General features: G+C 67.8%; 20 protein-coding genes and 1 riboswitch. Of the genes, 18 read left to right on the top strand and 2 right to left on the bottom strand.

Features of this window, described 5'->3' with window-relative positions; all coding sequences use genetic code 11:
• Positions 1–281: 281 nt before the first annotated feature.
• Complete coding sequence (locus tag F6X42_RS18255) at positions 282–956, top strand: DUF4136 domain-containing protein (protein ID WP_187635571.1); 675 nt, start codon at positions 282–284, stop codon at positions 954–956.
• On the opposite strand, the gene F6X42_RS18250 is transcribed toward F6X42_RS18255, so the two are convergent.
• A complete protein-coding gene (locus F6X42_RS18250) occupies positions 957–1,529 on the bottom strand; it encodes a TMEM165/GDT1 family protein (RefSeq protein WP_187635570.1) in 573 nt (190 codons plus the stop codon).
• A gap of 10 nt (positions 1,530–1,539) precedes the next feature.
• Positions 1,540–1,753: riboswitch (yybP-ykoY riboswitch) on the bottom strand.
• Between the two features lie 464 nt (positions 1,754–2,217).
• On the opposite strand from F6X42_RS18250, the gene F6X42_RS18245 reads away from it, so the two are divergent.
• The 17 genes from F6X42_RS18245 to F6X42_RS18165 are packed head-to-tail and all read left to right on the top strand — an operon-like array spanning position 2,218 to position 19,694.
• On the top strand, positions 2,218–2,943 hold the full coding sequence (locus F6X42_RS18245) for a beta-ketoacyl synthase chain length factor (protein WP_187635569.1): 726 nt from the start codon (positions 2,218–2,220) through the stop codon (positions 2,941–2,943).
• A complete protein-coding gene (locus tag F6X42_RS18240; RefSeq protein ID WP_187635568.1) occupies positions 2,927–3,721 on the top strand; it encodes a lysophospholipid acyltransferase family protein in 795 nt (264 codons plus the stop codon). The genes F6X42_RS18245 and F6X42_RS18240 overlap by 17 nt, the downstream gene beginning before the upstream one ends.
• Positions 3,696–3,995 carry a phosphopantetheine-binding protein gene (locus tag F6X42_RS18235; protein WP_187635567.1) on the top strand — a complete coding sequence of 100 codons (300 nt, stop codon included), beginning with the start codon at positions 3,696–3,698 and terminating at the stop codon, positions 3,993–3,995. The genes F6X42_RS18240 and F6X42_RS18235 overlap by 26 nt, the downstream gene beginning before the upstream one ends.
• Positions 3,996–3,997: 2 nt before the next feature.
• The gene (locus F6X42_RS18230; protein ID WP_187635566.1) at positions 3,998–4,249 is read left to right on the top strand and encodes an acyl carrier protein; all 252 of its coding nucleotides are present in this window, start codon (positions 3,998–4,000) and stop codon (positions 4,247–4,249) included.
• Positions 4,249–4,917, top strand: a complete 669-nt coding sequence (locus F6X42_RS18225) for a COG4648 family protein (protein WP_187635565.1) — start codon at positions 4,249–4,251, stop codon at positions 4,915–4,917. Before F6X42_RS18230 ends, F6X42_RS18225 begins: the two co-directional genes overlap by 1 nt.
• Positions 4,914–6,608 carry an ApeI family dehydratase gene (locus F6X42_RS18220; protein WP_187635564.1) on the top strand — a complete coding sequence of 565 codons (1,695 nt, stop codon included), beginning with the start codon at positions 4,914–4,916 and terminating at the stop codon, positions 6,606–6,608. Before F6X42_RS18225 ends, F6X42_RS18220 begins: the two co-directional genes overlap by 4 nt.
• Entirely contained in the window at positions 6,608–8,332 is a 1,725-nt protein-coding gene (locus F6X42_RS18215) for a glycosyltransferase family 2 protein (protein ID WP_187635563.1), read from the top strand. The genes F6X42_RS18220 and F6X42_RS18215 overlap by 1 nt, the downstream gene beginning before the upstream one ends.
• Positions 8,319–9,938, top strand: a complete 1,620-nt coding sequence (locus F6X42_RS18210; protein WP_187635562.1) for an HAL/PAL/TAL family ammonia-lyase — start codon at positions 8,319–8,321, stop codon at positions 9,936–9,938. Before F6X42_RS18215 ends, F6X42_RS18210 begins: the two co-directional genes overlap by 14 nt.
• Positions 9,935–10,375 carry an acyl-CoA thioesterase gene (locus tag F6X42_RS18205; protein WP_187635561.1) on the top strand — a complete coding sequence of 147 codons (441 nt, stop codon included), beginning with the start codon at positions 9,935–9,937 and terminating at the stop codon, positions 10,373–10,375. Before F6X42_RS18210 ends, F6X42_RS18205 begins: the two co-directional genes overlap by 4 nt.
• Positions 10,363–11,082, top strand: coding sequence for a LolA family protein (locus F6X42_RS18200; protein ID WP_187635560.1), 720 nt, complete (start codon positions 10,363–10,365; stop codon positions 11,080–11,082). The genes F6X42_RS18205 and F6X42_RS18200 overlap by 13 nt, the downstream gene beginning before the upstream one ends.
• Positions 11,082–13,553: an MMPL family transporter gene (locus tag F6X42_RS18195; protein WP_187635559.1), complete on the top strand. Its 2,472-nt coding sequence runs from the start codon at positions 11,082–11,084 to the stop codon at positions 13,551–13,553. The genes F6X42_RS18200 and F6X42_RS18195 overlap by 1 nt, the downstream gene beginning before the upstream one ends.
• Entirely contained in the window at positions 13,550–14,734 is a 1,185-nt protein-coding gene (locus F6X42_RS18190) for a beta-ketoacyl-[acyl-carrier-protein] synthase family protein (RefSeq protein ID WP_187635558.1), read from the top strand. Before F6X42_RS18195 ends, F6X42_RS18190 begins: the two co-directional genes overlap by 4 nt.
• 5 nt (positions 14,735–14,739) lie before the next feature.
• On the top strand, positions 14,740–15,228 hold the full coding sequence (locus tag F6X42_RS18185) for a hotdog family protein (RefSeq protein ID WP_446686577.1): 489 nt from the start codon (positions 14,740–14,742) through the stop codon (positions 15,226–15,228).
• Positions 15,225–15,950, top strand: a complete 726-nt coding sequence (locus F6X42_RS18180) for a 3-ketoacyl-ACP reductase FabG2 (RefSeq protein WP_187635556.1) — start codon at positions 15,225–15,227, stop codon at positions 15,948–15,950. The genes F6X42_RS18185 and F6X42_RS18180 overlap by 4 nt, the downstream gene beginning before the upstream one ends.
• Positions 15,950–17,176 carry a beta-ketoacyl-ACP synthase gene (locus tag F6X42_RS18175; protein WP_187635555.1) on the top strand — a complete coding sequence of 409 codons (1,227 nt, stop codon included), beginning with the start codon at positions 15,950–15,952 and terminating at the stop codon, positions 17,174–17,176. The genes F6X42_RS18180 and F6X42_RS18175 overlap by 1 nt, the downstream gene beginning before the upstream one ends.
• Positions 17,173–18,453, top strand: coding sequence for a beta-ketoacyl-[acyl-carrier-protein] synthase family protein (locus tag F6X42_RS18170; RefSeq protein ID WP_187635554.1), 1,281 nt, complete (start codon positions 17,173–17,175; stop codon positions 18,451–18,453). Before F6X42_RS18175 ends, F6X42_RS18170 begins: the two co-directional genes overlap by 4 nt.
• Positions 18,450–19,694, top strand: coding sequence for an NAD(P)/FAD-dependent oxidoreductase (locus tag F6X42_RS18165; RefSeq protein ID WP_187635553.1), 1,245 nt, complete (start codon positions 18,450–18,452; stop codon positions 19,692–19,694). Before F6X42_RS18170 ends, F6X42_RS18165 begins: the two co-directional genes overlap by 4 nt.
• A 57-nt stretch (positions 19,695–19,751) precedes the next feature.
• Here F6X42_RS18165 and guaD read toward each other — a convergent pair whose 3' ends face one another.
• Positions 19,752–21,125: a guanine deaminase gene (gene guaD / locus F6X42_RS18160; protein ID WP_187635552.1), complete on the bottom strand. Its 1,374-nt coding sequence runs from the start codon at positions 21,123–21,125 to the stop codon at positions 19,752–19,754.
• Between the last annotated feature and the right edge of the window lie 59 nt (positions 21,126–21,184).

The raw sequence follows: 21,184 nt of genomic DNA, 5'->3' as shown, positions 1-21,184 counted from the left end.
CGAGCGGTCGGGCGCGCAAACGGCGCGCGAGCCGGGTTGGGTCGACTCATTGTACAAAGCCTCGGGCAATCGTGCGGCGGGGAAGGCGGGCCGACTTTCCGCGCCGGGCAGGGGACGAACCTTTTACCGGCTGGCGCGGTCAGCGTATTATCTGGCGCCGCGCGTGGTGGGGGCCGGCATCGTCAGTCGGCCAGCGCATCGCGCGACGGAATAATCGCGCCAGAATCAGGGTTTTAACTGAAGCAGAACTGATGTAACCCACAGGCATCACGAGGCAGACCATGAATATCGATCGATGGACCCGCCGCGTCGCGCTGCTGTTCGTCGCGCTGACGGCGCTGCTGTGCGGCTGCACGACCTACGTGACGACGCAGGTCACGGCGTTCTCGGACTGGAGCGGCAGCGACGCGACGCGCACTTATGCGTTCACGCGGCAAAAGGATCAGAAGAACAACCTCGAACTGGGCGCGTACGAGCGGATCGTCGCGAACGAGCTCGCCGTGCACGCGTTTCGCGAAGTCGCTCGCGACGACGCGCGCTATCTGGTCGAACTGGCCTATGGCATCCGCTCGGACATCGTGACGGTCGCGCAGCCGGTCTACTACGACCCGTGGCCCGGTCCGTACTGGGGCCGGCCGTTCGATCCGTGGGGACCGTGGGGGCCTTTTCCGGCGACCTATGTGAACCAGAGCTATCCGGTGTTTACGCACCTGCTCGGCATCCGGATCACCGAGCGCGCGAGCGGCCGGGAGGTCTACAACGTGACGGCGCGCAATTTTGGCGAGGAGTCGTCGCTGGTGCGGGCGATGCCTTATCTGGCACGTAGTGCGCTCGCCGATTTCCCGCTTGCCAACGGCGCCGTGCATACGGTGAAGATTCCGCTCGGCGGGGGCGCTGGTGCGGACGCGAACGAAGTGTCGCTGCCGGCGGCGTCGGCGCCGAAAGCCACGCAGTAGTCAGACCCCGACCCCGAACAACCCCAACGCGCCCAGCACGACGAACATCACCGCGGCGATGCCGTGCACGAGCCTGGTTGGCAGACGATGCGCGAAGCGGTCGCCAAGCAGGATCGCCGGCACGTTCGCGATCATCATGCCCAGCGTCGTGCCCGCCACCACACCGAAGAAGTCGTGAAAGCGCGCGGCGAGGGCGACCGTCGCAATCTGCGTCTTGTCGCCCATCTCCGCGAGGAAGAACGTGACGACCGTCGCGCCGAACACGCCGAAGTGCGTGCGGTTCGTGTTGGCTTCCTCGTCGTCGAGCTTGTCGGGCACGAGAATCCACAGCCCCATGCCAACGAACGACGCCGCCAGCGCCCAGCGCATGGTGGTCGGCGTCAGCATCGAGCCGAGCCACGCGCCGAGCGCGCCGGCGCCCGCGTGATTGATCAGCGTCGCCGCGAGCACGCCGAGAATGATCGGCACGGGCTTGCGATAGCGGGCGGCCAGCACGAGCGACAGCAGTTGCGTCTTGTCGCCGATCTCGGCGAGCGCGACCGCACCGGTCGAAATGAGAAAAGCTTGATTCATGTTGAATGGATTCCTCGGGCCGAAGATGAACGAGCGATGACCCACGACACGCCGGGCCCTGTTGCGGCGCGTGTGGATCATCGGTCTCGCCAGGCCAGAGGCTGCGACTGCCATGGCCGTGATGGCCAAGTCTGTTGACAGGCGCCCCCGCGAGCCACACGTGCGACGCACCGGCGAAGCGGTGCGGACGTGCCGCGGGGCGGCTACTCCCCAATGAGGGGCGGAGTATAACAGGCGCGGCCGCATCGTTGCCACGACTGTTGCGCGGACGACGCGGCGTCGGTTGCACCGTCCTGTAACAGTTGCCAGGAAAGCAGAATGAAAGCTTGTTTCGCCGATATTGCGCGCGCGATGCCGCGTGATTGCTGACGCTGAACCGCTTGACGGTGCGTTGTCGGGCAGGCGCGGATACAGATGGATACGTCTTTTCTGGCCAATCTGATTCAAAATATCCAGTACTATTTCGGCCACCAAAGGAGCCCGAGCCGCCATTCACACACCGATTGTCAGGGGCGCCTGAATAATCGGGCTTGATCGCCGGTCACGCTGCATTTCCGCAAAGGAAGCCTGGTCGATCCCGGCTGGAACCTCGCGATCCGCGCGGCGCCGCTCGCTGTGACGGCTGTGTATTCCGTCAGGCGCCCGAGCCGCTTCCCCCGCTTCCCAGTTTCCACGCGCGAACACCAATATGCCCGATCTGCACTGGACCATTCCGGTCGGACGCTGGTCTAGCTGGCCGGCTACCTCAGCTGCCGCACCCGATATCGGCTTCATCGAGCCGATCGTGCGGCGGCGTCTCAGCACGCTGTCCAAGGTAGCGCTCAAGGTCGCGCACGACTGTGTCGCGCTGGAACCCGCGCGGGTGGTGTTCGCATCGCGGCACGGGGAATTGCGGCGTACCACCGACATCCTGCGCAGCATCAGCGCGGGCGAGCCGGTGTCGCCGACCGCCTTCAGCCTGTCGGTGCTGAACGCGATGACCGGCGTGTTCGGAATTGCGCGCGGCGACCGCTCGGCCGCGAGTGCGGTATCGGCCGGTGCGCAAACGCTCGGCTATGCGCTGCTCGAAGCGTACGCGCAATACGCGACACGACCGGATGCGCCGGTGCTGCTCGTGTATGCCGACGAACCGGCCGATCTCGCGTACGGCACGATCGAAGACGAAGTGCACGGCGGTGCGATCGCAGTGTTGCTCGACAAGGAGGCGTCGTCCGGGCATCTTGTTTGCGCGTTGAGCCGCGTTGACGAGGATGCGCCCGAGCAACGCGGCGAGCCGCGGACCGCGTCGAGCGACGCCACCAGTTTTCCGACCCAGAGCCAGGCGCTGCTGCACTGCCTCGAAACCGGCCAGCCCGCGCGCTGGCAGCGCGCTGGCGCGTTGTGGCACTGGAGGTGGGATGGCGGCGCGACTTGATTACGCGTGGCGTTTTTGCGCGACCGGTCTCGCCTTCGTCGGGTTCGGCGTGTGCGGCGTGCTGTTTTCGCTGCTCGTGTTTCCGCTCGGGTGGCTGTGGCCGCATCGCGCGTCGCGGCAGCGCGCGGTGACCGTGGTGATCCACCGGTTTTTCCGCGCGCTCGTCGCGGTGCTGCGCGCTCTCGGCGTGATGGAGCTCGAAGTGTCCGGTGCCCGGGCGTTGCGCGCGGACGCACCGGCGATCGTCGTCGCGAATCACCCGACGTACCTCGACGTGATGGTCCTGCTGTCGCTGACGCCGCGCGCGTGCTGCGTCGTCAAGCATGCGCACTGGCGCAACCCGTGTTTCTGGGGCATCGTGCGCGCGGCCGAATACGTGAGCAACGCGGATGCGATCGCGCTCGTCGAGGCGGGCGCGAAGCAGCTCGCGGCCGGCTATACGATGATCATTTTTCCGGAAGGCACGCGCAGCCCCGCGCCGAACCGGCTGCACGCGTTTTCGCGCGGTTTCGCGCACATGGCGCTGAAGGCCGGTGCGCCGATCGTGCCGGTGTTGATGGATTGCGATCCGCCCGCGTTCACGCGGCAGATGCGCTGGTACGACGTGCCGGCGCGCGCTTTCCGGATGCGCGTGAACGTGCTCGCGCCGCTCGGCATCGACGAGCTGGCCGCGAACGACACCACCGCGGCCATCGCGGCGCGCAGCGTGACGAATGCCGTAGAAGCCCACATTACCCAGCACCTGTTCGATTATGGATTCTTTAAAACTGGAAATTAAACTGCTTCTGATCGAAGCCCTCGATCTCGAAGACCTGAGCCCCACCGATATCGACGACGACGCCCCGTTGTTCGGTTCCGACGGCATCGGTCTCGATTCGATCGACGCGCTCGAGATCGGCATCGTGCTGCGCAAACAATACCAACTGACCATCGCGGCGAACGACGAACGCACGCGCGAGCACTTTCGTTCGATCAACACGCTCGCGGCGTTGGTCGCGAGTCAGCGCGAAGCGGCGCACGCTGCGAACGAAACCGCAAGGAAGGGGGATTAACCGTGTCCGAGACTGAGATTCTTGAGCGCATCCGCGCGATCTTCCTGGAGAACTTCGCGATCGAGCCGCAGCGCGTGACGCCCGACGCTCACCTGTTCGAAGACCTCGATCTCGACAGCATCGATGCGGTCGATCTCGCGATCAAGCTGCAGGAAATGACCGGCCGCCGCATCAAGCCGGAGGAATTCAAGTCCGTGCGCACGGTCGGCGACGTGATCGGCGCGGTCGAATCGCTGCTCGCGGCGCAAGGCTGATGCCGGCCGCGCACCCGCGCACGCAGATGTCGGAGCCACGTCCGGCCGCAAGCGAATACGGCGCCCGGCCTCACTGGAGCAGGACCGTCTTGCAGGTGCTGCTGAAACTCGCTTACCCCGCGTTGATTTTATGCGCATGGCGCTGGGACGCGCCGCGTCTCGTCGGCGGCATGCTGCTCGTGACGTTGTGGCTGCAGCGCTGGGCCGGCGGCGGTCCGGTCGCGATGTCACTGCGGCAGCTCTCCACGCTCGACTGGGGCGTGGTGGCGATGCTGAGTTGCGCGTCGGCGGCGATCGTCGTCACCGACAGCGAGCTGCTGCTGCGCTTCTATCCATCGCTCGTCAATCTCGGCTTGCTGATCGCTTTCGGCGCGACGCTCGTACGCGGGCAGTCCATGATCGAAAAATTCGCGCGCCTCGGCAGCCCTGAACTGCCGCCGGGCGCGGTGCGCTATACGCGGCGCGTGACGCAGGTCTGGTGCGTGTTCTTCGTGCTGAACGGCATGTTTTCAGCCTTTACCGCGCTCGATTGGAGTCGCGCGAGTTGGTCGCTGTACAACGGCGCGATCGCGTATGGGCTGATCGGCGCGTTGCTGGCCGGCGAATACGTCTGGCGGCGACTTTTGGTGCTGCCGCGTGCCGCGCGGGCGGATTCGGAGGCGCCATGATCGCGTTGCATGACCTGTTGTCGGCCGACGCCGCACTGACCGCGCCCGGCGCGCCGGTGTGCCGCGATGGCGCCGTGCTGCTCGATCGCGCGGCGTTTCGCGCGCGCGTCGCGGCCTTGATCGAGCTCGTGCGAACCCACGACGCGCCGCGCTGCGCGCTCTGTATCGACGATCCGTTCGAGTTCGCCTGCGCATTGTTCGCGCTGTTCGCATGCGGCAAGGAGCCGGTGATTCCGGCCAATGCAACGCCGGGTTATCTCGCCGATCTCGCCGACGCGTACGACTTCCTGCTGACGGATGCGGATCTGCCGGCGTTCGTCCCAGCGACGCGTGCCGCAGCCCACATCGCGCACCCGATCGACCCCCACGCGCCGCTCACGCTCTACACGTCGGGCAGCAGCGGCATGCCGAAGCCGATCCGCAAGACGCTCGCGCAATTCAACGCTGAAGTCCACACGCTGGAACAGCAGTGGGGCGCGTTGCTCGGCGACGCAACGATGCTTGCCAGCGTGCCGCATCATCACATCTACGGTCTGCTGTTTCGCGTGCTGTGGCCGCTCGCGGCCGGCCGTGCGTTCGATCGCGCGATCGGCATAGAGCCGCTACAGCTGCAGGCGCGCATCGCGCAATGCGGCGCGACGGCGATCGTGTCGACGCCCGCGCAACTATCGCGCTGGCCCGCGTCGCCGGGCTTCGCCGCGCTCGCGCCCGCGCCACGCGCGTTCTTTTCGTCGGGTGGTCCGCTCGCGGCCGACGCGGCGCAGGCCTATGCGGCGCTCCACCACGCCGCGCCGCTCGAAATCTACGGCAGCACGGAAACCGGCGGGATCGCGTGGCGGCGTCAGGATCTGGGCGACGCGTGGCAGCCGGTCGCCGGCGCCGAGGTGCAGCGCGACGACGACGGCGCGCTGCGCGTTCGCTCGCCGCATCTCGATCACGACGGCTGGCATCGCACGGGCGACCGCATCGCGTTCGATGCCGACGGGCGCTTCCGTTTGCAAGGACGCCTCGACCGCGTGCTGAAGCTCGGCGGCAAGCGCGTGTCGCTGCCCGAGCTGGAGGCGCGTCTCGCGCTGCATCGGTATGTCGCGCAGGCGGCGCTGGTGCCGCTCGAAGGCGTGTCGCGCGAACGGGTCGGCGCGGTGGTCGCGCTGACCGAAGCGGGCGGCGCTGCGTTGCGCGACGAAGGCCGCGTCGCGCTCGCAAAAACGCTGCGCCGGCATCTGGCCGATTACTTCGATGCGGTCGTGCTGCCGCGTCACTGGCGTTTTCGCGTGAGCCTGCCATTCGACGCGCGCGGCAAGCTGCCCGCGAGCGCGGTTGCGGCCGCGTTCGCGCCGCGCGCGGAAGGCATGGAAGTGCTCGCCGAAACGAGCGTCGACGACACGCTGCACTACGTGCTGCGCGTGCCGCAGTCACTCCAGCATTTCGCCGGCCACTTTCCGGGTCTGCCGATTCTGCCGGGCGTCGTGCAGATCGACTGGGCAGCGCGGCTCGCGGCCGGGCATTGGCCGCGGGTGCGAGAGGTGGCATCGGTCGACCGCCTGAAGTTCATGGCGCCGGTGTCGCCCGGTGCGGTGCTCGAGCTCACGCTCGCCTATGATGCCGCGCGCCGGCGCGTGCAGTTCGCGTACCGGCTCGACGGACGCGAATGCGCGTCGGGCTTGCTCGTGCATCGGGAGGACGCGTGATGACGTTCGCGCCCTGCATCGTCATTCCGATCTACAACCACAAGGACGCGATCGGTGCGAGCGTCGCGCATCTCGCGGTGCACGGCTTGCCGATCTTCGTCGTCGACGACGGCAGCGACGCGCCGACCCAGCGGGTACTCGCCGCGCTCGCGCTGCAATACGCACAGCAGATGACGCTGCTGCGTCTGCGGGCAAACGGCGGCAAGGGCGCGGCAGTGATGGCGGGCCTGCGCGCGGCGCGTGCCGCGGGCTACACGCACGCGCTGCAGATCGACGCCGACGGTCAGCACGACGCGACCGACGTGCCGCGCTTCATCGATGCCGCGCGCGCCGAACCCGGCGCGGTGATTCTCGGCCGTCCGGTCTACGACGACAGCGTGCCGAAGGCGCGTCTGTACGGCCGCTATCTGACCCATGTGTGGGTATGGATCGAGACGCTGTCGCCGACGATCCGCGATTCGATGTGCGGCTTTCGTCTCTATCCGCTCGCGCTCGCGTGCGAGCTGATCGACAGTGTGCGTCTGCCGACGCGCATGGACTTCGACATCGAGATCCTCGTGCGTCTGTACTGGCGCCGCGCCGCGTTCCGCTCGATCCCGACGCGCGTGACCTACGCGGCCGACGGCGTGTCGCATTTCGACGTGCTGTGGGACAACGTGCGCATCAGCCGCAGTCATACGCGGCTCGTGTTCGGCATGCTGTGGCGTCTGCCGATGCTGCTCGCGCACAAGGTGATGCCGCGTCGTGGCGCGGTGGCCGACGACACCGATGCACGTCAGCCCGAAGCCTGGTGGCGCATCGCCGAACGCGGCAGCCGCCTCGGCATGAGCCTGCTCGCGCTGAGCTGCAAGCTGTTCGGCCGCCGCTTCACCGCGCTGTGGCTGCATCCGGTCGTCGCGTATTTTCTGCTGACGGGCCGGGTAGCGCGCGCCGCGTCGGACAACTACTTCATGCGTCTGAACGCGGCCGCACCGGGCGCGAATACGCCGCGGCCGGGCTGGCTGACCGCGTATCGGCATATGCTCGCGTTCGCGCAATCGAGCTTCGACAAGCTCGCCGCGTGGACCGGCCGCGTCGACGACACCGACGTCACATTCGACGATCCTTCGGCGTTCGAAGCATTGATTGCGAGCGGCAAAGGCGCCCTCGTGATCGGCGCGCACCTCGGTAATCTGGAGATGATGCGCGCGCTCGCCGTGCGTGGCGACCGCGCGAAGGTCACGGCGGTCGTCTACACCGGGCACGCGCGCCGCTTCAATCAGGTGCTGGCGTCGTCGCATCGCGACTTCGCGCGGCATCTGCTCGAAGTCGGCGACTTCGGTCCCGAGACCGCGGTGCTGATGCAGCAGCGCATCGATGCGGGCGAACTGCTGGTGATCGTCGGCGACCGGGTGCCGGCGCGCGAAGCGGGACGCACCACCGACGCGCAATTTCTCGGCGCGAGCGCGCCGTTCGCGCAAGGGCCCTACGTGCTCGCGCATGCGCTCGGCTGTCCGGTCTATCTGTTCTTCTGCCTGAAGGAAGGCGGCGGCTATCGCATGTATTTCGAGCCGTTCGCCGAGCGCATCGAGCTGCCGCGCGGCGAACGCGCGCAGCATCTGGCAGCGTGGGCGCAACGCTACGCGCTGCGCCTCGAACACTATTGCCGCAAGGCCCCTTATCAATGGTTCAACTTCTTCGATTTCTGGGCCAGCTCCAAGCGAGGCGCGAATGGCCGCACATGATCTGAGCGATGCGCGGCGCGCGTGCATTGTGGCGAATGTCGATACCGCTAATGAAGTCGGTTATGCACCGGTCGTCGTCGGTGCGCGCCGACTGACGATCGAAGAGGTCGTCGCGATTGCGCGCCAGCGTGCGTTCGTCGCGCTGAACGACGATCCCGCATGGCGCGCGCGCATCGAGCGCGGCGCGGCGTTTCTGCGCCGGCAGTTGGCTGCCGGCGCGAGCGTGTACGGCGTGAACACCGGTTACGGCGACGCCTGCGTGGTCGACGTGCCGATGGCGCTCGTCGAGGCGTTGCCGTTGCAACTGATGCGTTATCACGGGTGCGGCATGGGCGCCTATCTCGACGACGCGCAAACCCTCGCGGTGATCGCCGCGCGTCTCAATTCGCTCGCGTATGGCTTCTCGGGCGTGCGTACGGTGTTGCTCGAACGGCTCGCGGCCTTGATCAATCATCGCGTGTTGCCGCGCATTCCGTCCGAGGGTTCGGTCGGCGCGAGCGGCGATCTGACGCCGTTGTCATACGTGGCCGCTGCGCTCGCGGGCGAGCGCGACGTGCAGTACGCCGGCGCGCTGCGCTCGGCGCGCGACGTGTGGACCGAGCTAGGGGTCGAGCCGCTGACGCTCGCGCCGAAGGAAGGTCTCGCGCTGATGAACGGCACGGCCGTGATGACCGGGCTCGCGTGTCTCGCGGTGGCCCGCGCGGAGCATCTGACGCGGCTTGCCGCGCGTTTGACCGCGCTGTCGACCGTCGCGCTCGACGGCCGCGCCGCGCACTTCGACGCGACGCTGTTCGACGTGAAGCCGCACGCGGGTCAGGCCGAGGCGGCCGCGTGGATCCGCGCCGATCTGGCCGGCCGCGCCGACACGCCGGGGCATCGTTTGCAGGACCGCTATTCGATCCGTTGCGCTCCGCACGTGATCGGCGTCGCGCGCGATGCGCTTGGCTGGGTGCGCCGCGACGTCGAAAACGAGCTGAACAGCGCGAACGACAATCCGCTCGTCGATCCCGACAACGAACGCATTTTGCACGGCGGCAACTTCTATGGCGGCCATATCGCGTTCGCGATGGATGCGCTGAAGGTCGCCGTCGCCAATCTGGCGGATCTGATGGACCGGCAGCTCGCGTTGCTGGTCGATGTCAACTTCAACAACGGCTTGCCGCGCAATCTGTCGGGTGCGGCGCCCGAACGCGCGGCGATCAATCATGGCTTCAAGGCCGTGCAGATTTCGTCGTCCGCATGGACTGCCGAGGCCCTGAAGAACACGATGCCCGCGAGCGTGTTTTCGCGCTCGACCGAGGCGCACAATCAGGACAAGGTCAGCATGGGCACGATCGCCGCGCGCGATTGCCTGCGCGTTCTCGAATTGACGGAGCAGGTCGCCGCCGCGCATACGCTCGCGACGGTGCAGGCCGTGCATCTGCGCCTGCGCATCGACGGTGCGACGCCGGTGCCCGCGCCGCTGCGCGCATTCGTCGATGATGTAGGGGCGCGCTCGCCGTTCGTCGCCGAGGACCGCGCGCTCGAACGCGAACTGCGCGCGTTGAGCGCACGCATCGCCGCGTGCGAACTGCTTGACGACTATCGCGAGGGAGCGAACGCATGAGCGACGCCGCGAAACCGAACCACGTGCTGACTGCCAGCGCGACGCTCGAAGTGCCGTTTCACGACGTCGACGCGATGAACGTGTGCTGGCACGGCAATTATCTGAAGTACTTCGAGATGGGCCGCGCGGCGCTGTTGCGCGCGTTCGACTACGACTATCGCGAGATGCGGGCGTCCGGCTATCTGTGGCCGATCGTCGAGGCGCATCTGAAGTACGTGCGGCCAGCGGTGTACGGACAGTCGCTCGAAGTGCGCGCGCAACTGCTCGAATACGAAAACCGCCTGAAAATAGGCTATGAAATCGTCGATTGCGGGTCGGGCGCGCGGCTCACGAAGGGCTATACGATCCAGGTCGCCGTCGATGCCGCCACCGAGGAATTGCAGTTCGTGTCGCCGCCGGTCGTATTCGAAAAGCTGGAGCGCGTATGGGGACGATGAATCGGCGCGCGCCGACAGCGCTCGTGTCGGGGCTCGCTGCGGCGATCGGCGTGGTGGGGGCGCTTGCATTGCCAGCGGTGTCGGCCGATGCGGCTACCGCAAGCAACCCAGCCTCAACCAGCGCCGCCAACCACAACGCAGACACCGCGCTCGTCTCGCAGATCGCCGCGCATCTCGCGCAGCCTAAGGGCGTGCGCGCGCGATTCACGCAGACGCAGACGCTCGCCGCGATGAAGCAGCCGCTCGTCAGCAACGGCACCTTGCTGTTCTTCCGCGAGCGCGGCGTGATCTGGCAGATCGACACGCCGTACAAGGCCACCTACGTGATCACCGATGCGGGCGTCGCGCAGGTCGACGCCGGTGGCCGGCGCTCGGGCGCGAATGGCACAGGTGGCGCGCAGGGCACGCGCGGCGTCGCGCAGGTGTCGAAGATGATGCGTGCGATGCTCGGCGGCGATCTGTCGGCGCTGTACTCGCAGTTCGACGTGAGCGCCGAAGGCAGCGCCGCGCAATGGCGCATGCGACTCACGCCGAATCAACCGCAGCTCGCCCAATCGATCAAGGGCCTCGACATGAGCGGCGGCGACTATCTGCAAAGCCTGCGCATCACGCTCGCGAACGGCGACGTGACGAAGCTCGAGTTCGCGAACAGCACCGCCGTCGCCGCGCCGACGCCGGGCGAGCGCAGCCTGTTCGGAGCGCCGTGATGGACATGCCGCAGCAGCGAGCCGCGAAGCGCGTATGGGGCGTGCGTGCCGCATGGCTCGTGCTCGCGTTGCTGGCGGCGCTGTATTGCGGCTGGCGCTTCGCGGGAGCGTCGCCGCTCGAAACCAATCTGCTCGCGCTGCTGCCCGCGACCGAAGCGGACCCGGTCGCCGAAAAAGCGGTCGACACGCTCGCGAGCGCGCTCGGCGATCGAACCGTGCTGCTCGTGACGAGCCGCGACGATGCGCACGCGAAAGCGGCCGCGAAGCAACTGGGCGCGTCGTTGCAAAAGAGCGGCGCATTCGCATCGGTAACGGCCGAGCTGCCGCCGTTCGACCTGTCGCAGATCGCGGGGCTGTATCTGCCGTACCGCTTCGGCCTGCTCGCGCCGGCCGATCGCACCGCGCTCGCGAGCGCAAGCGCAACGACGCTGCACGACATGCTCGCGCAGCGCATTTACAGCCCGCTGCAAGGCGGCCTCAGCACCCAGCTCGCCGACGATCCGTTCGGCTGGCTCGAACGCTGGCTCGGCAATCTGCCGCTCGCGACATCGAATCTCGAAGTCGAGGACAACCTGCTGGTGTCGCATCGTCACGATGCGCATGGCGACACGACCAGCGTGCTGATCATCGCGACGCTGCCGGGCTCCGCCTATGAGACGAGCACGCAGCGCGCGGTCCATGCGGCGCTCGCCGACGCGCAAAGCACGTTGCGTCAGGCGTTCCCCGACGTATCGCTGGCGCGCACCGGCGCCGTGTTCTACGCCGAGGCCGCGCGCAGCGCATCCGAACGCGAAGTGCACGTGATCGGCATCGCGTCGCTGTGCGGCATCGCGCTGCTGATGATGTGGGTGTTCCGCTCGCCGCGTCTGTTGCTGCTGGGTTTCGTCTCGACCGCGCTCGGCGTCGTCTGCGCGCTCGCGGCAACGCTGCTGATCTTCGGCAAGCTGCATCTGTTGACGCTGGTGTTCGGCGCGAGCCTGATCGGCGAGGCCGTCGATTATTCGATCCAGTATTTCGTCGTCTATCTCGGCGCGGGTCGCGACTGGGATGCGCCGCGCGGCGCGCGCATGGTGCGGCCCGCGCTGAGCGTGGCGCTGGCAACCAGCCTGCTCGGCTACGCGATCCTGATGTGGGTGCCGTTCCCCGCGTTGAAGCAGATCGCGTGTTTCGCGATGGTGGGCATCACGACCGCGTTCGCGTCGGTGCTGTGGCTGCTGCCCGCGCTGCTCACGCGCGCGCCGAAGCACAGCCCTCGACGCCTGTTCGCGGGCGCGGCGCGGCTGCTCGCGCGCTGGCAGCATGCGCTCAGCGGCAGGCGCGTGTGGTGGGTCGCCGCGCTGCTGCTGATCGCATCGGTGCCCGGCTGGCTGCGTTTGACCAGCGACGACGACATCCATCTGCTGATCCAGCGCGATGCGTCGTTAGCCGCGCAGGAAGACACGGTGCGCAACGCGGTCGGCGTCGATAACAGTGCGCAGTTTTTCGTCGTGCGCGGTGCGACGCAACAAGCGGTGCTGCAACGCGCCGAAGCGCTCGGCGCGAAGCTCGATGCGCTGAACGGCGGCGCCGATAGCGTCGGCGGCTATCAGTCGATCGCGCAGTTCGTGCCGTCCGCGCAACGTCAGCGCGAGGATCGCGCGCTGCTTGCGCAGCACGTGTTCGACGATTCCGCCGCGTTGCGTGCGACGCTGCTGCAAGCGGGCTTCAAGGACGAAGTCGCCGATGCGTGGCTCGCGGCCTTCGCTCAGCCGGCCGCGCCGCTGAGCGTCGAGCGCTGGCTCGCGGCGCCGTGGTCGCAGCCGTACCGGCATCTGTGGCTCGGCGCGGTCGGATCGAATGACGCGCATCAGGCGCACCAACAAAGCTATGCGGCCGTCGTGATCCCGCAACACGTGAGCCCGAGTAACGAGCCCACGCTGATCGCGCTGGCGCGCGGGCTGCCCGGCGTCGTGTTCGTCGACAAGGCCGCGAGCGTGTCGAAGCTATTCGGCGCGTATCGCGTGGATAGCGGCTGGTGGCTCGGCGGCGCGCTGGTGCTCGTGTGCGTGCTGCTGATGCTGCGCCACGGCGCGAAAGGCGGGATCAAGACGACCTTGCCGGTGTTGTTCGCGGTCGGCGTCGCGCTGGCGGTGTTCGGCTACGCGGGCGTGCCGCTCAACCTGTTCAACTGGCTCGCGCTGATGCTGGTACTCGGCGTCGGCGCAAACTATGCGGTGTTTCTGCGCGAAGGCTGCGCGCGCGCGAACGCGGATCTCGGCGCGGTGTGGACCGGCGTGCTGCTGTCGGCCGCCACCACGTTGTTGTCGTTCGGCATGCTCGGCGTCAGCGCGATGCCCGCGCTCAAGAGCTTCGGCACGACGCTCGCGCTCGGCATCGCGGTCGCGGTGCTGCTCGCGCCTATCGGCATGCCATCGGCAACGCGCTCCGGCAGGTCATCGGGCGAGCCATCGGAATTACGGAGGGCGGTATGAAAGCGCCAACGGTTTATCTGCACGCGCTCGGCATGATCAACGCGCTCGGCGGCGACGTCGACGAGATCGTGCCGGCGCTCGCCGCCGCGCGCTCGCCCGGCATGGGCAACGTGCATACGGGCATCGGCGACGCGTTCGTCGGCAGCGTGCTCGCGCCGCTCGATCTCGCGCCGCGCGCCGATCTCGCGCGCTACGACTGCCGCAACAACCGGCTGCTGCTCGCGGCGCTCGCGCAGATCGCAACCGCGCTCGACGCCGCGCGCGAACGCTACGGCCCGCAGCGCATCGGTGTCGTGCTCGGCACCAGCACGTCGGGCATCGAGGCGGCCGAAACCGCGTTCGTCTATCACGCGCGAGCCGGCGAATTGCCGGGCAGCTTCAACTACCGGCAAATGGAAATCGGCACCGCCGCGCCGTTCGCGGCCGCTGCGCTCGGCTTGCAGGGCCCGGCGTTTACGATTTCGACTGCGTGCACGTCGAGCGCGAAGGCGTTCGCGTCCGCGCGTCGGCTGCTGCAATTGCAGCTATGCGATGCGGTTGTCGTCGGTGGCGTCGATTCGCTATGCGAATTGACCGTGCAGGGCTTTGCGTCGCTCGAATCGACCAGCAGCGCGCGCACCAATCCGATGAGCCGCAATCGCCGCGGCATCAACGTCGGGGAGGGCGCGGCCGTGTTCCTGATGAGCCGCGACGAAGCGGCGGTGCGGCTCGCGGGCCTCGGCGAATCGAGCGACGCGCATCATATTTCGGCGCCCGACCCGCAGGGCGTCGGCGGCGAACTCGCGCTTCGCGAGGCGCTCGCGGACGCGGGCATCGCGGCGTCGGCGGTCGGCTATGTGAATCTGCACGCGACCGCCACGCGGAAGAACGACGAAATGGAAGCGCATCTGATGGCACGCGTGTTTCCCGGCGGCGTCGCCGCGAGCGGCACCAAACCGCTGACCGGCCATCAACTCGGCGCGGCTGGTGCGACCGAACTCGGCTTCGCGTGGCTCGCCCTCGCGCGCGAGAACGCGACGCTGCCACCGCATCTGTGGGACGGCGAGGCCGATCCCGCGCTGCCCGCGCTCGACCTCGTCGACGGCGCGCGTCATTTGCCGCGCGGCACGGGCCCGCAGTACGCGATGAGCAATTCGTTCGCGTTCGGCGGCAGCAATGTCAGCCTGATCCTCGCCCGGTGATGCGCATGACGACTCCGCCACTCACGGTCGAGCAACTCGTGCGGCAGCCGATCGAAACGATCATCCCGCACCGCGGCAGCATGCTGCTGCTCGATGCGATCGACACGTTCGCCGACACCACGTTGAGCGCCTTCGCCTGCGTCGACCCGCACGCGTGGTATGCCGACGCCGATGACGCGATGCCTGCTTGGATCGGCATCGAGCTGATGGCGCAGGCGATCGCCGCGCATATTGCGCTCGTCGCGATGCGCGGCGGCGGCCATGCGCGTCCCGGCGTGCTGCTCGGCTCGCGCAGCTATCAGGCGCTGCAGCCGGCGTTTCGACGCGGCGCGCGTTTGCGGGTACACGTGAGCGAGCTGCTGCGCAGCGACGCGGGCCACAGTGCCTACGAATGCAGGATCGACGACGGCGACGCGCGCTGTGCCGAAGCCGTAATCAAGGTGTTTCAACCGCCCGATTTCCAGTCATTCATCGAAGGGAGTATCAGTTCATGAGCCGGCGAGTTCTCGTTACCGGCGCAAGCCGCGGCATCGGCCGCGCGATTGCGTACAAGTTGGCCGGCGACGGGTTCGCCGTGACCGTGCATTGCCGCACCGGACGCAGCGAAGCCGACGCGGTCGCGACGGGCATCGCCGCGCAGGGCGGTGCGGCGCGCGTGCTGCAATTCGACGTGCGCGAGCGCGCGGTGTGCCGCGAGTCGCTCGAAGCCGACGTCGCCGCACACGGTCCGTACTACGGCATCGTGTGCAGCGCGGGCGTCACGCGCGACGCGGCGTTTCCGGCGCTGACCGGAGAAGACTGGGACGTCGTGATCGAAACCGGCCTCGACGCTTTCTATAACGTCGTGCATCCGCTGACGATGCCGATGGTGCGCGCGCGCCAGGGCGGGCGCATCGTCACGATCGCATCGGTGTCGGGCGTGATGGGCAATCGCGGCCAGGTCAACTACAGCGCCGCGAAGGCGGGACTCATCGGCGCGACCAAGGCGCTCGCGGTCGAACTCGCGTCGCGCAACATCACCGTCAATTGCGTTGCGCCGGGGCTGATCGAAACCGGCATGCTCGAACAGTTGACGCTCGATCCCGTGCTGAAGACCGTGCCGATGAACCGCGTCGGTCAGCCGGCCGAGGTCGCGTCGGTCGTGAGTTTTCTGATGTCGGATGGCGCGTCGTACGTGACGCGCCAGGTGATCGGCGTGAACGGCGGGATGGTCTGATGAAGCGCGTCGTCATTACCGGCATGGGCGGCGTGACCGCGTTCGGCGATAGCTGGGACGCGGTTCAAGCGCGCCTGAAACGCGGCGAGAACGCGGTGCGGCGCATGCCCGAGTGGGATTACTTCGAGTCGCTGCATACGCGGCTCGCGTGTCCGCTGCCCGGCTTCACGACTCCCGCGCATTATCCGCGCAAGAAGGTGCGCTCGATGGGCCCGGTGTCGCTGTACTCGGTGCGCGCGAGCGAACTCGCGCTCGCCGACGCGGGCCTGGCCGACGACACGCGCATCGCCGACGGCCGCATGGGCGTCGCGTACGGTTCGTCGTCGGGCTCGGTGCAGCCGATCCGCGCGTTCGGCACGATGCTCGAAACCGGCTCGATGAACAACGTCACGTCGAACAGCTACGTGCAGATGATGCCGCACACGACGGCCGTCAACGTGAGCCTGTTCTGGGACCTCAAAGGCCGCATCATCCCGACCTCGTGCGCATGCGCGTCGGGCAGCCAGGCGATCGGCTATGCGTACGAGACGATCCAGTCCGGCAAGCAGACGCTGATGCTTGCGGGCGGCGCGGAAGAATTGTCGGGTCCGGCGGTCGCCGTGTTCGACACGCTGTACGCAACCAGCACGCGCAACGGCGAGCCGCATCTGACGCCGCGCCCGTTCGATGCCGCGCGCGACGGCCTCGTGGTCGGCGAGGGCGCGGCGACGCTGGTGCTCGAGGAATACGAGCACGCAGTCGCGCGCGGCGCGCGGATTCACGCGGAAGTGGTCGGCTTCGGCTGCAACTCGGACGGCGCGCACATGACGCAACCGACCGCCGACACGATGGCGCTCGCGATGCAACTCGCGCTGCGCGACGCGCAATTGTCGCCCGATGCGATTGCCTACGTGAACGCGCACGGCACGTCGACCGATCGCGGCGACATCGCCGAAAGCCATGCGACCGCGCAGACCTTCGGCGCCCGCATGCCGATCAGCTCGCTAAAAAGCTATGTCGGCCACACGCTCGGCGCGTGTGGCGCGATCGAAGCGTGGTGGACGATCGAGATGATGAAGCGCAACTGGTACGCGCCGACGCTGAATCTGGACCACGTCGATCCCGCCTGCGCGCCGCTCGACTACATCGTCGGCGGCGCGCGCGAGATCGACGCCGAGTACGTGATGAGCAACAATTTCGCGTTCGGCGGCATCAACACGTCGCTGATTTTCCGGCGCGTTCGATGAGCGTCGGCCTGCAACGCGTGGTCGTGACCGGCATGGGCATCGTGTCGTGTCTCGGCAATACGCTCGACGATGTCTCGGCTGCATTGCGCGCGGGGCGTTCGCGCGTCGAGCGTATCGATGCGTGGCGCGAGCGCGGGTTTGCGTCGCAGGTCGCCGGCGTCGCGTCGATTGCGCGCGAGGCGCCGTTCGAGCGCAAGCTCGAACGCTTCATGGGCGATACCGCGCGCTTCGCGTGCCACGCGGCGCAACGCGCGATCGACGATGCCGGGCTCGCGCTCGCTTCGTTGCAGTCGCCACGCGCGGGCGTCGTGATCGGCTCGGGCGTCGGCGCGATGGCGAGCTACGACGCGGCGCTCGCGATTGCGCACACACGCGGCGTCGACAAGGTGCCGCCGTACACGGTGCCGCAAGCGATGAGCAGCACCGCGTCGGCGAACGTCGCGCAAATGTTCGGGCTCGAAGGCGTCAGCTATTCGCCGTCATCGGCCTGCACGACCTCTGCGCTCGCGATCGGTCAGGCGATGCAACTGATCCAGACCGGCCGGCAGCAGATCGTTCTCGCGGGCGGCAGCGAAGCGCTGCACGACAACACGACGCTGATGTTCGACGCGATGGGCGCGCTGTCGCGCCGCTTCAACGACTCGCCTGAGAGCGCATCGCGGCCGTACGACACGCAGCGCGACGGCTTCGTGATCGCGTCGGGCGGCGGCGTGCTCGTGCTCGAAGCGCTCGACCATGCGCTCGCGCGCGGCGCGCGCATCTACGCGGAGCTGAGCGGCTTCGGCGATTGCACCGATCGCGCGGGCATGATCGCGCCGCGTGCGGCCGGCATCGCGCGCGCGATGCGCGGCGCGCTCGAGCAGGCGGGCCGCCGTCCCGACTACGTGAACACGCATGCGCCGTCCACACCGCTTGGCGATCTCGAAGAACTGCACGCGTTGCGCGACCTGTTCGGTGCATCGGCTGAAGGGGTGCCCGCGTTTTCGTCGACCAAGGGCATGACCGGGCATTCGCTCGGCGCGTGCGGCGCGCACGAAGCGATCTATACGCTGCTGATGATGCGCGACGGCTTTATCGCGGGGACCGCGCGGGTCGATACGCCGGAGCCGCAAGTGCGGGGCATGCCGCTCGTGCGCGTGACGCGCGACGCGCGCATCGACACGGCGATGTCGGTTTCTTTCGGGTTCGGCGGTAGTTGCGCGAGCCTGATGTTCGAAGCGTGGCGAGGCCGGCATACGGCGCGGCCACGCATGCAAACCGTAGGAGGAGTGACTTGAATAGCGATTCTTCGAAGCGGACCGTGGTCGACGTCGCGATCATCGGCGCGGGTCCCGCCGGCGCGGTGGCCGCGGCGCTGTTGCGTCAGGCGGGCCGTTCGGTGCTGGTGCTGGAGCGTCAGCACTTTCCGCGCTTCTCGATCGGCGAGAGCCTGTTGCCGCAAAGCATGACGTACCTCGAAGAGGCCGGCATGCTGCAGGCCGTCGTCGAGGCGGGCTTCCAGTACAAGAACGGCGCGTATTTCGTGTATCGCGACCAGCGCTCGTCGTTCGACTTTCGCGACAAGCATTCGCCTGGCTGGGGCACCACGTACCAGGTCGAGCGCGCGGTGTTCGACGATGTGCTGATTCGCTGCGCGGCTGCGCAAGGCGCCGACGTGCGTTTCGGCCACACGGTGAACGCGGTGCACACGGGTGCGGCGCCGATGCTCGACGTCGTCGATGAAAGTGCCTGCGCGTACCGGGTCGAAGCGCGTTTCGTGCTCGATGCTAGCGGCTTCGGGCGCGTGCTGCCGCGCCTGCTGAAGCTGGAGGCGCCGACGCAGATGCCGACGCGCGCCGCGCTCTTCACGCACGTGCGCGACGGCCTCGCGCTCGACGACATCGATCGCAGCAAGATCTGCATCGCGACGCATCCCGAGCGTCGCGACGTGTGGTTCTGGATGATTCCGCTCGCGGGCGGCCGTTCTTCGGTAGGGTGCGTCGCCGAAGCGAGCTTTCTCGACGTGCCGCACGCGCAGCGCGAGGCGGCGCTGCGCGCGCTGATCCGGCAGGAGCCGACGCTGAACCGGCTGATCGGGCAGGCGCCGTTCCTGATGCCGGTGCGGCAGATCGGTGGCTACGCGGCGAATGTCGCGAGTCTGCACGGGCCGGGCTATGCGCTGCTAGGCAATGCGGGCGAGTTTCTCGATCCGGTGTTTTCGTCGGGCGTGACGATCGCGCTGCGCTCCGCGCATCTGGCGGCGCGCGCGCTGAACCGGCAGCTCGACGGCGAGACGCTCGACTGGTCGGCCGATTACGACGTGCCGTTGCGCAAGGGCATCGACACGTTCCGCGCGTTCGTCGAGCGCTGGTACACGGGCGAGCTGCAGGACATCATCTACTACCCGGAGCAGGCGCCGACGATCCGTCGCATGATTTGCGCGGTGCTCGCCGGTTATGCGTGGGACGAGTCGAATCCGTATGTCGCGGATCCGGTGCGGCGGCTCAACGCGTTGCACGAGGTGTGCAAGCCGGGCTGACACGCGGCCCGATTCGAGTCGGCGTCAAGCCACCTTCAAGCCAACCTCAAGCCAACCTCAAGCCGCGATCTTCGCGCGCCCCGGCACGTGCTGGCGCGCGTCGTCGCGGCGATGCACGCGCTTGCCGGCCGCATACGTTTCGTACACCGCTCGATCGTCGCCGAGCAGCGCGAACGCGAACAGCAGCTCCTCGAGCGATTCGCGACGCGCGGTGCGGCGCGCGAGCAGCGGCGTCGCCTGCGGATCGAGCACGACGAAGTCCGCTTCCGAGCCGTCCCTGAGCGTGCCGACCTTGTCGGCGAGGTCGAGCGCTTCGGCCGCGCCGGTGGTCGCGAGATAGAACATTCGCGTCGCCGTCAGATGATGGCCGCCGAGGCGCGCGACCTTGTGCGCTTCGTTCATCGTCTGCAGCATCGAGAACGACGTGCCGCCGCCGACATCGGTCGCGAGCGCGATCGGCATGCCGGCCGAGTCGGCCTTCTCGAAGTCGAACAGGCCGCTGCCGAGGAACAGGTTCGAAGTCGGGCAGTGCGACGCGAGCGCACCGGTTTGCGCCATGCGCTTGCGGTCCTCGTCGTCGAGATGGATGCAATGGCCGTACACCGCGCGACGGCGCAACAGGCCGTAGTGATCGTAGATGTCGAGATAGCTGCGGTGGCCGGGGAACAGCTCGGCGACCCATTCGACCTCGTCGGTGTTCTCCGCGACGTGGCTCTGGATGAACACGTCCGGATGCAGCCGCGCGAGCGCGCCGCACGCTTCGAGCTGCGCCTCGGTCGAGGTCGGCGCGAAGCGCGGCGTCAGCGCGTACATCTGGCGGCCGCGATCGTGCCAGCGGCCGATCAGCTCGGCGCTGTCGTCGTAGCCCGATTGCGCGGTGTCGCGCAGAAACTCGGGGCAGTGGCGGTCCATCAGCACCTTGCCCGCGACCATGCGCAGATTGCGCGCCTCGCTCTCGGCGAACAGCGCATCGGCGGATTCCTTGTGCACCGTGCAGTACACGAGCGCGGTCGTCGTGCCGCACGCGAGCAGTTCGTCGAGGAAAAAGCTCGCGGTGTCGCGCGCGTGCGCGATGTCGGCGAAGCGGCGCTCGGTCGGGAACGTGTAGGTGTCGAGCCACGGCAGCAGGCCCGGCGCCGGCGACGCGATCATGTCGGTCTGCGGATAGTGGATGTGCGTATCGATGAAGCCCGGCACGATCAGCTTGTCGCGCCGCTCCACGACCTGCGTGCCGGGTGCCAGCCGCGAGGCGAGCGCCGCATACGCGTCCGCCGCGATGACGCGGCCGTCTTCGACGATCAGCAGACCGTCCTCGTGGAACACCACCGCGTTCGGCGCGTGCGCCGGATCGCCGTTGAAGGTCAGCAGAGGCGCGCGGAATGCCGATTGCGCCGGTGGTGCCGCTTGCGCGGTATGAGCCGATTCAGTCATGGAAAAGCTGTCTCCAAAGCGAAGCCGCCGTCCGCCGACGTCAGTCGAGGCCCGGCTGT

Origin of the sequence: Paraburkholderia podalyriae, assembly GCF_014397785.1 — a bacterium.
In the GTDB taxonomy this organism is placed as follows: Bacteria; Pseudomonadota; Gammaproteobacteria; order Burkholderiales; family Burkholderiaceae; genus Paraburkholderia; species Paraburkholderia podalyriae.
This window is presented reverse-complemented; position numbering and strand designations above follow the sequence as displayed.

Coding starts and splice junctions, on each gene's coding strand:
- F6X42_RS18255 (WP_187635571.1), top strand. CDS start 282: ATGAATATCGATCGATGGACCCGCCGCGTCGCGCTGCTGTTCGTCGCG.
- F6X42_RS18250 (WP_187635570.1), bottom strand. CDS start 1,529: ATGAATCAAGCTTTTCTCATTTCGACCGGTGCGGTCGCGCTCGCCGAG.
- F6X42_RS18245 (WP_187635569.1), top strand. CDS start 2,218: ATGCCCGATCTGCACTGGACCATTCCGGTCGGACGCTGGTCTAGCTGG.
- F6X42_RS18240 (WP_187635568.1), top strand. CDS start 2,927: ATGGCGGCGCGACTTGATTACGCGTGGCGTTTTTGCGCGACCGGTCTC.
- F6X42_RS18235 (WP_187635567.1), top strand. CDS start 3,696: ATGGATTCTTTAAAACTGGAAATTAAACTGCTTCTGATCGAAGCCCTC.
- F6X42_RS18225 (WP_187635565.1), top strand. CDS start 4,249: ATGCCGGCCGCGCACCCGCGCACGCAGATGTCGGAGCCACGTCCGGCC.
- F6X42_RS18220 (WP_187635564.1), top strand. CDS start 4,914: ATGATCGCGTTGCATGACCTGTTGTCGGCCGACGCCGCACTGACCGCG.
- F6X42_RS18215 (WP_187635563.1), top strand. CDS start 6,608: ATGACGTTCGCGCCCTGCATCGTCATTCCGATCTACAACCACAAGGAC.
- F6X42_RS18210 (WP_187635562.1), top strand. CDS start 8,319: ATGGCCGCACATGATCTGAGCGATGCGCGGCGCGCGTGCATTGTGGCG.
- F6X42_RS18205 (WP_187635561.1), top strand. CDS start 9,935: ATGAGCGACGCCGCGAAACCGAACCACGTGCTGACTGCCAGCGCGACG.
- F6X42_RS18200 (WP_187635560.1), top strand. CDS start 10,363: ATGGGGACGATGAATCGGCGCGCGCCGACAGCGCTCGTGTCGGGGCTC.
- F6X42_RS18195 (WP_187635559.1), top strand. CDS start 11,082: ATGGACATGCCGCAGCAGCGAGCCGCGAAGCGCGTATGGGGCGTGCGT.
- F6X42_RS18190 (WP_187635558.1), top strand. CDS start 13,550: ATGAAAGCGCCAACGGTTTATCTGCACGCGCTCGGCATGATCAACGCG.
- F6X42_RS18185 (WP_446686577.1), top strand. CDS start 14,740: ATGACGACTCCGCCACTCACGGTCGAGCAACTCGTGCGGCAGCCGATC.
- F6X42_RS18180 (WP_187635556.1), top strand. CDS start 15,225: ATGAGCCGGCGAGTTCTCGTTACCGGCGCAAGCCGCGGCATCGGCCGC.
- F6X42_RS18175 (WP_187635555.1), top strand. CDS start 15,950: ATGAAGCGCGTCGTCATTACCGGCATGGGCGGCGTGACCGCGTTCGGC.
- F6X42_RS18170 (WP_187635554.1), top strand. CDS start 17,173: ATGAGCGTCGGCCTGCAACGCGTGGTCGTGACCGGCATGGGCATCGTG.
- guaD (WP_187635552.1), bottom strand. CDS start 21,125: ATGACTGAATCGGCTCATACCGCGCAAGCGGCACCACCGGCGCAATCG.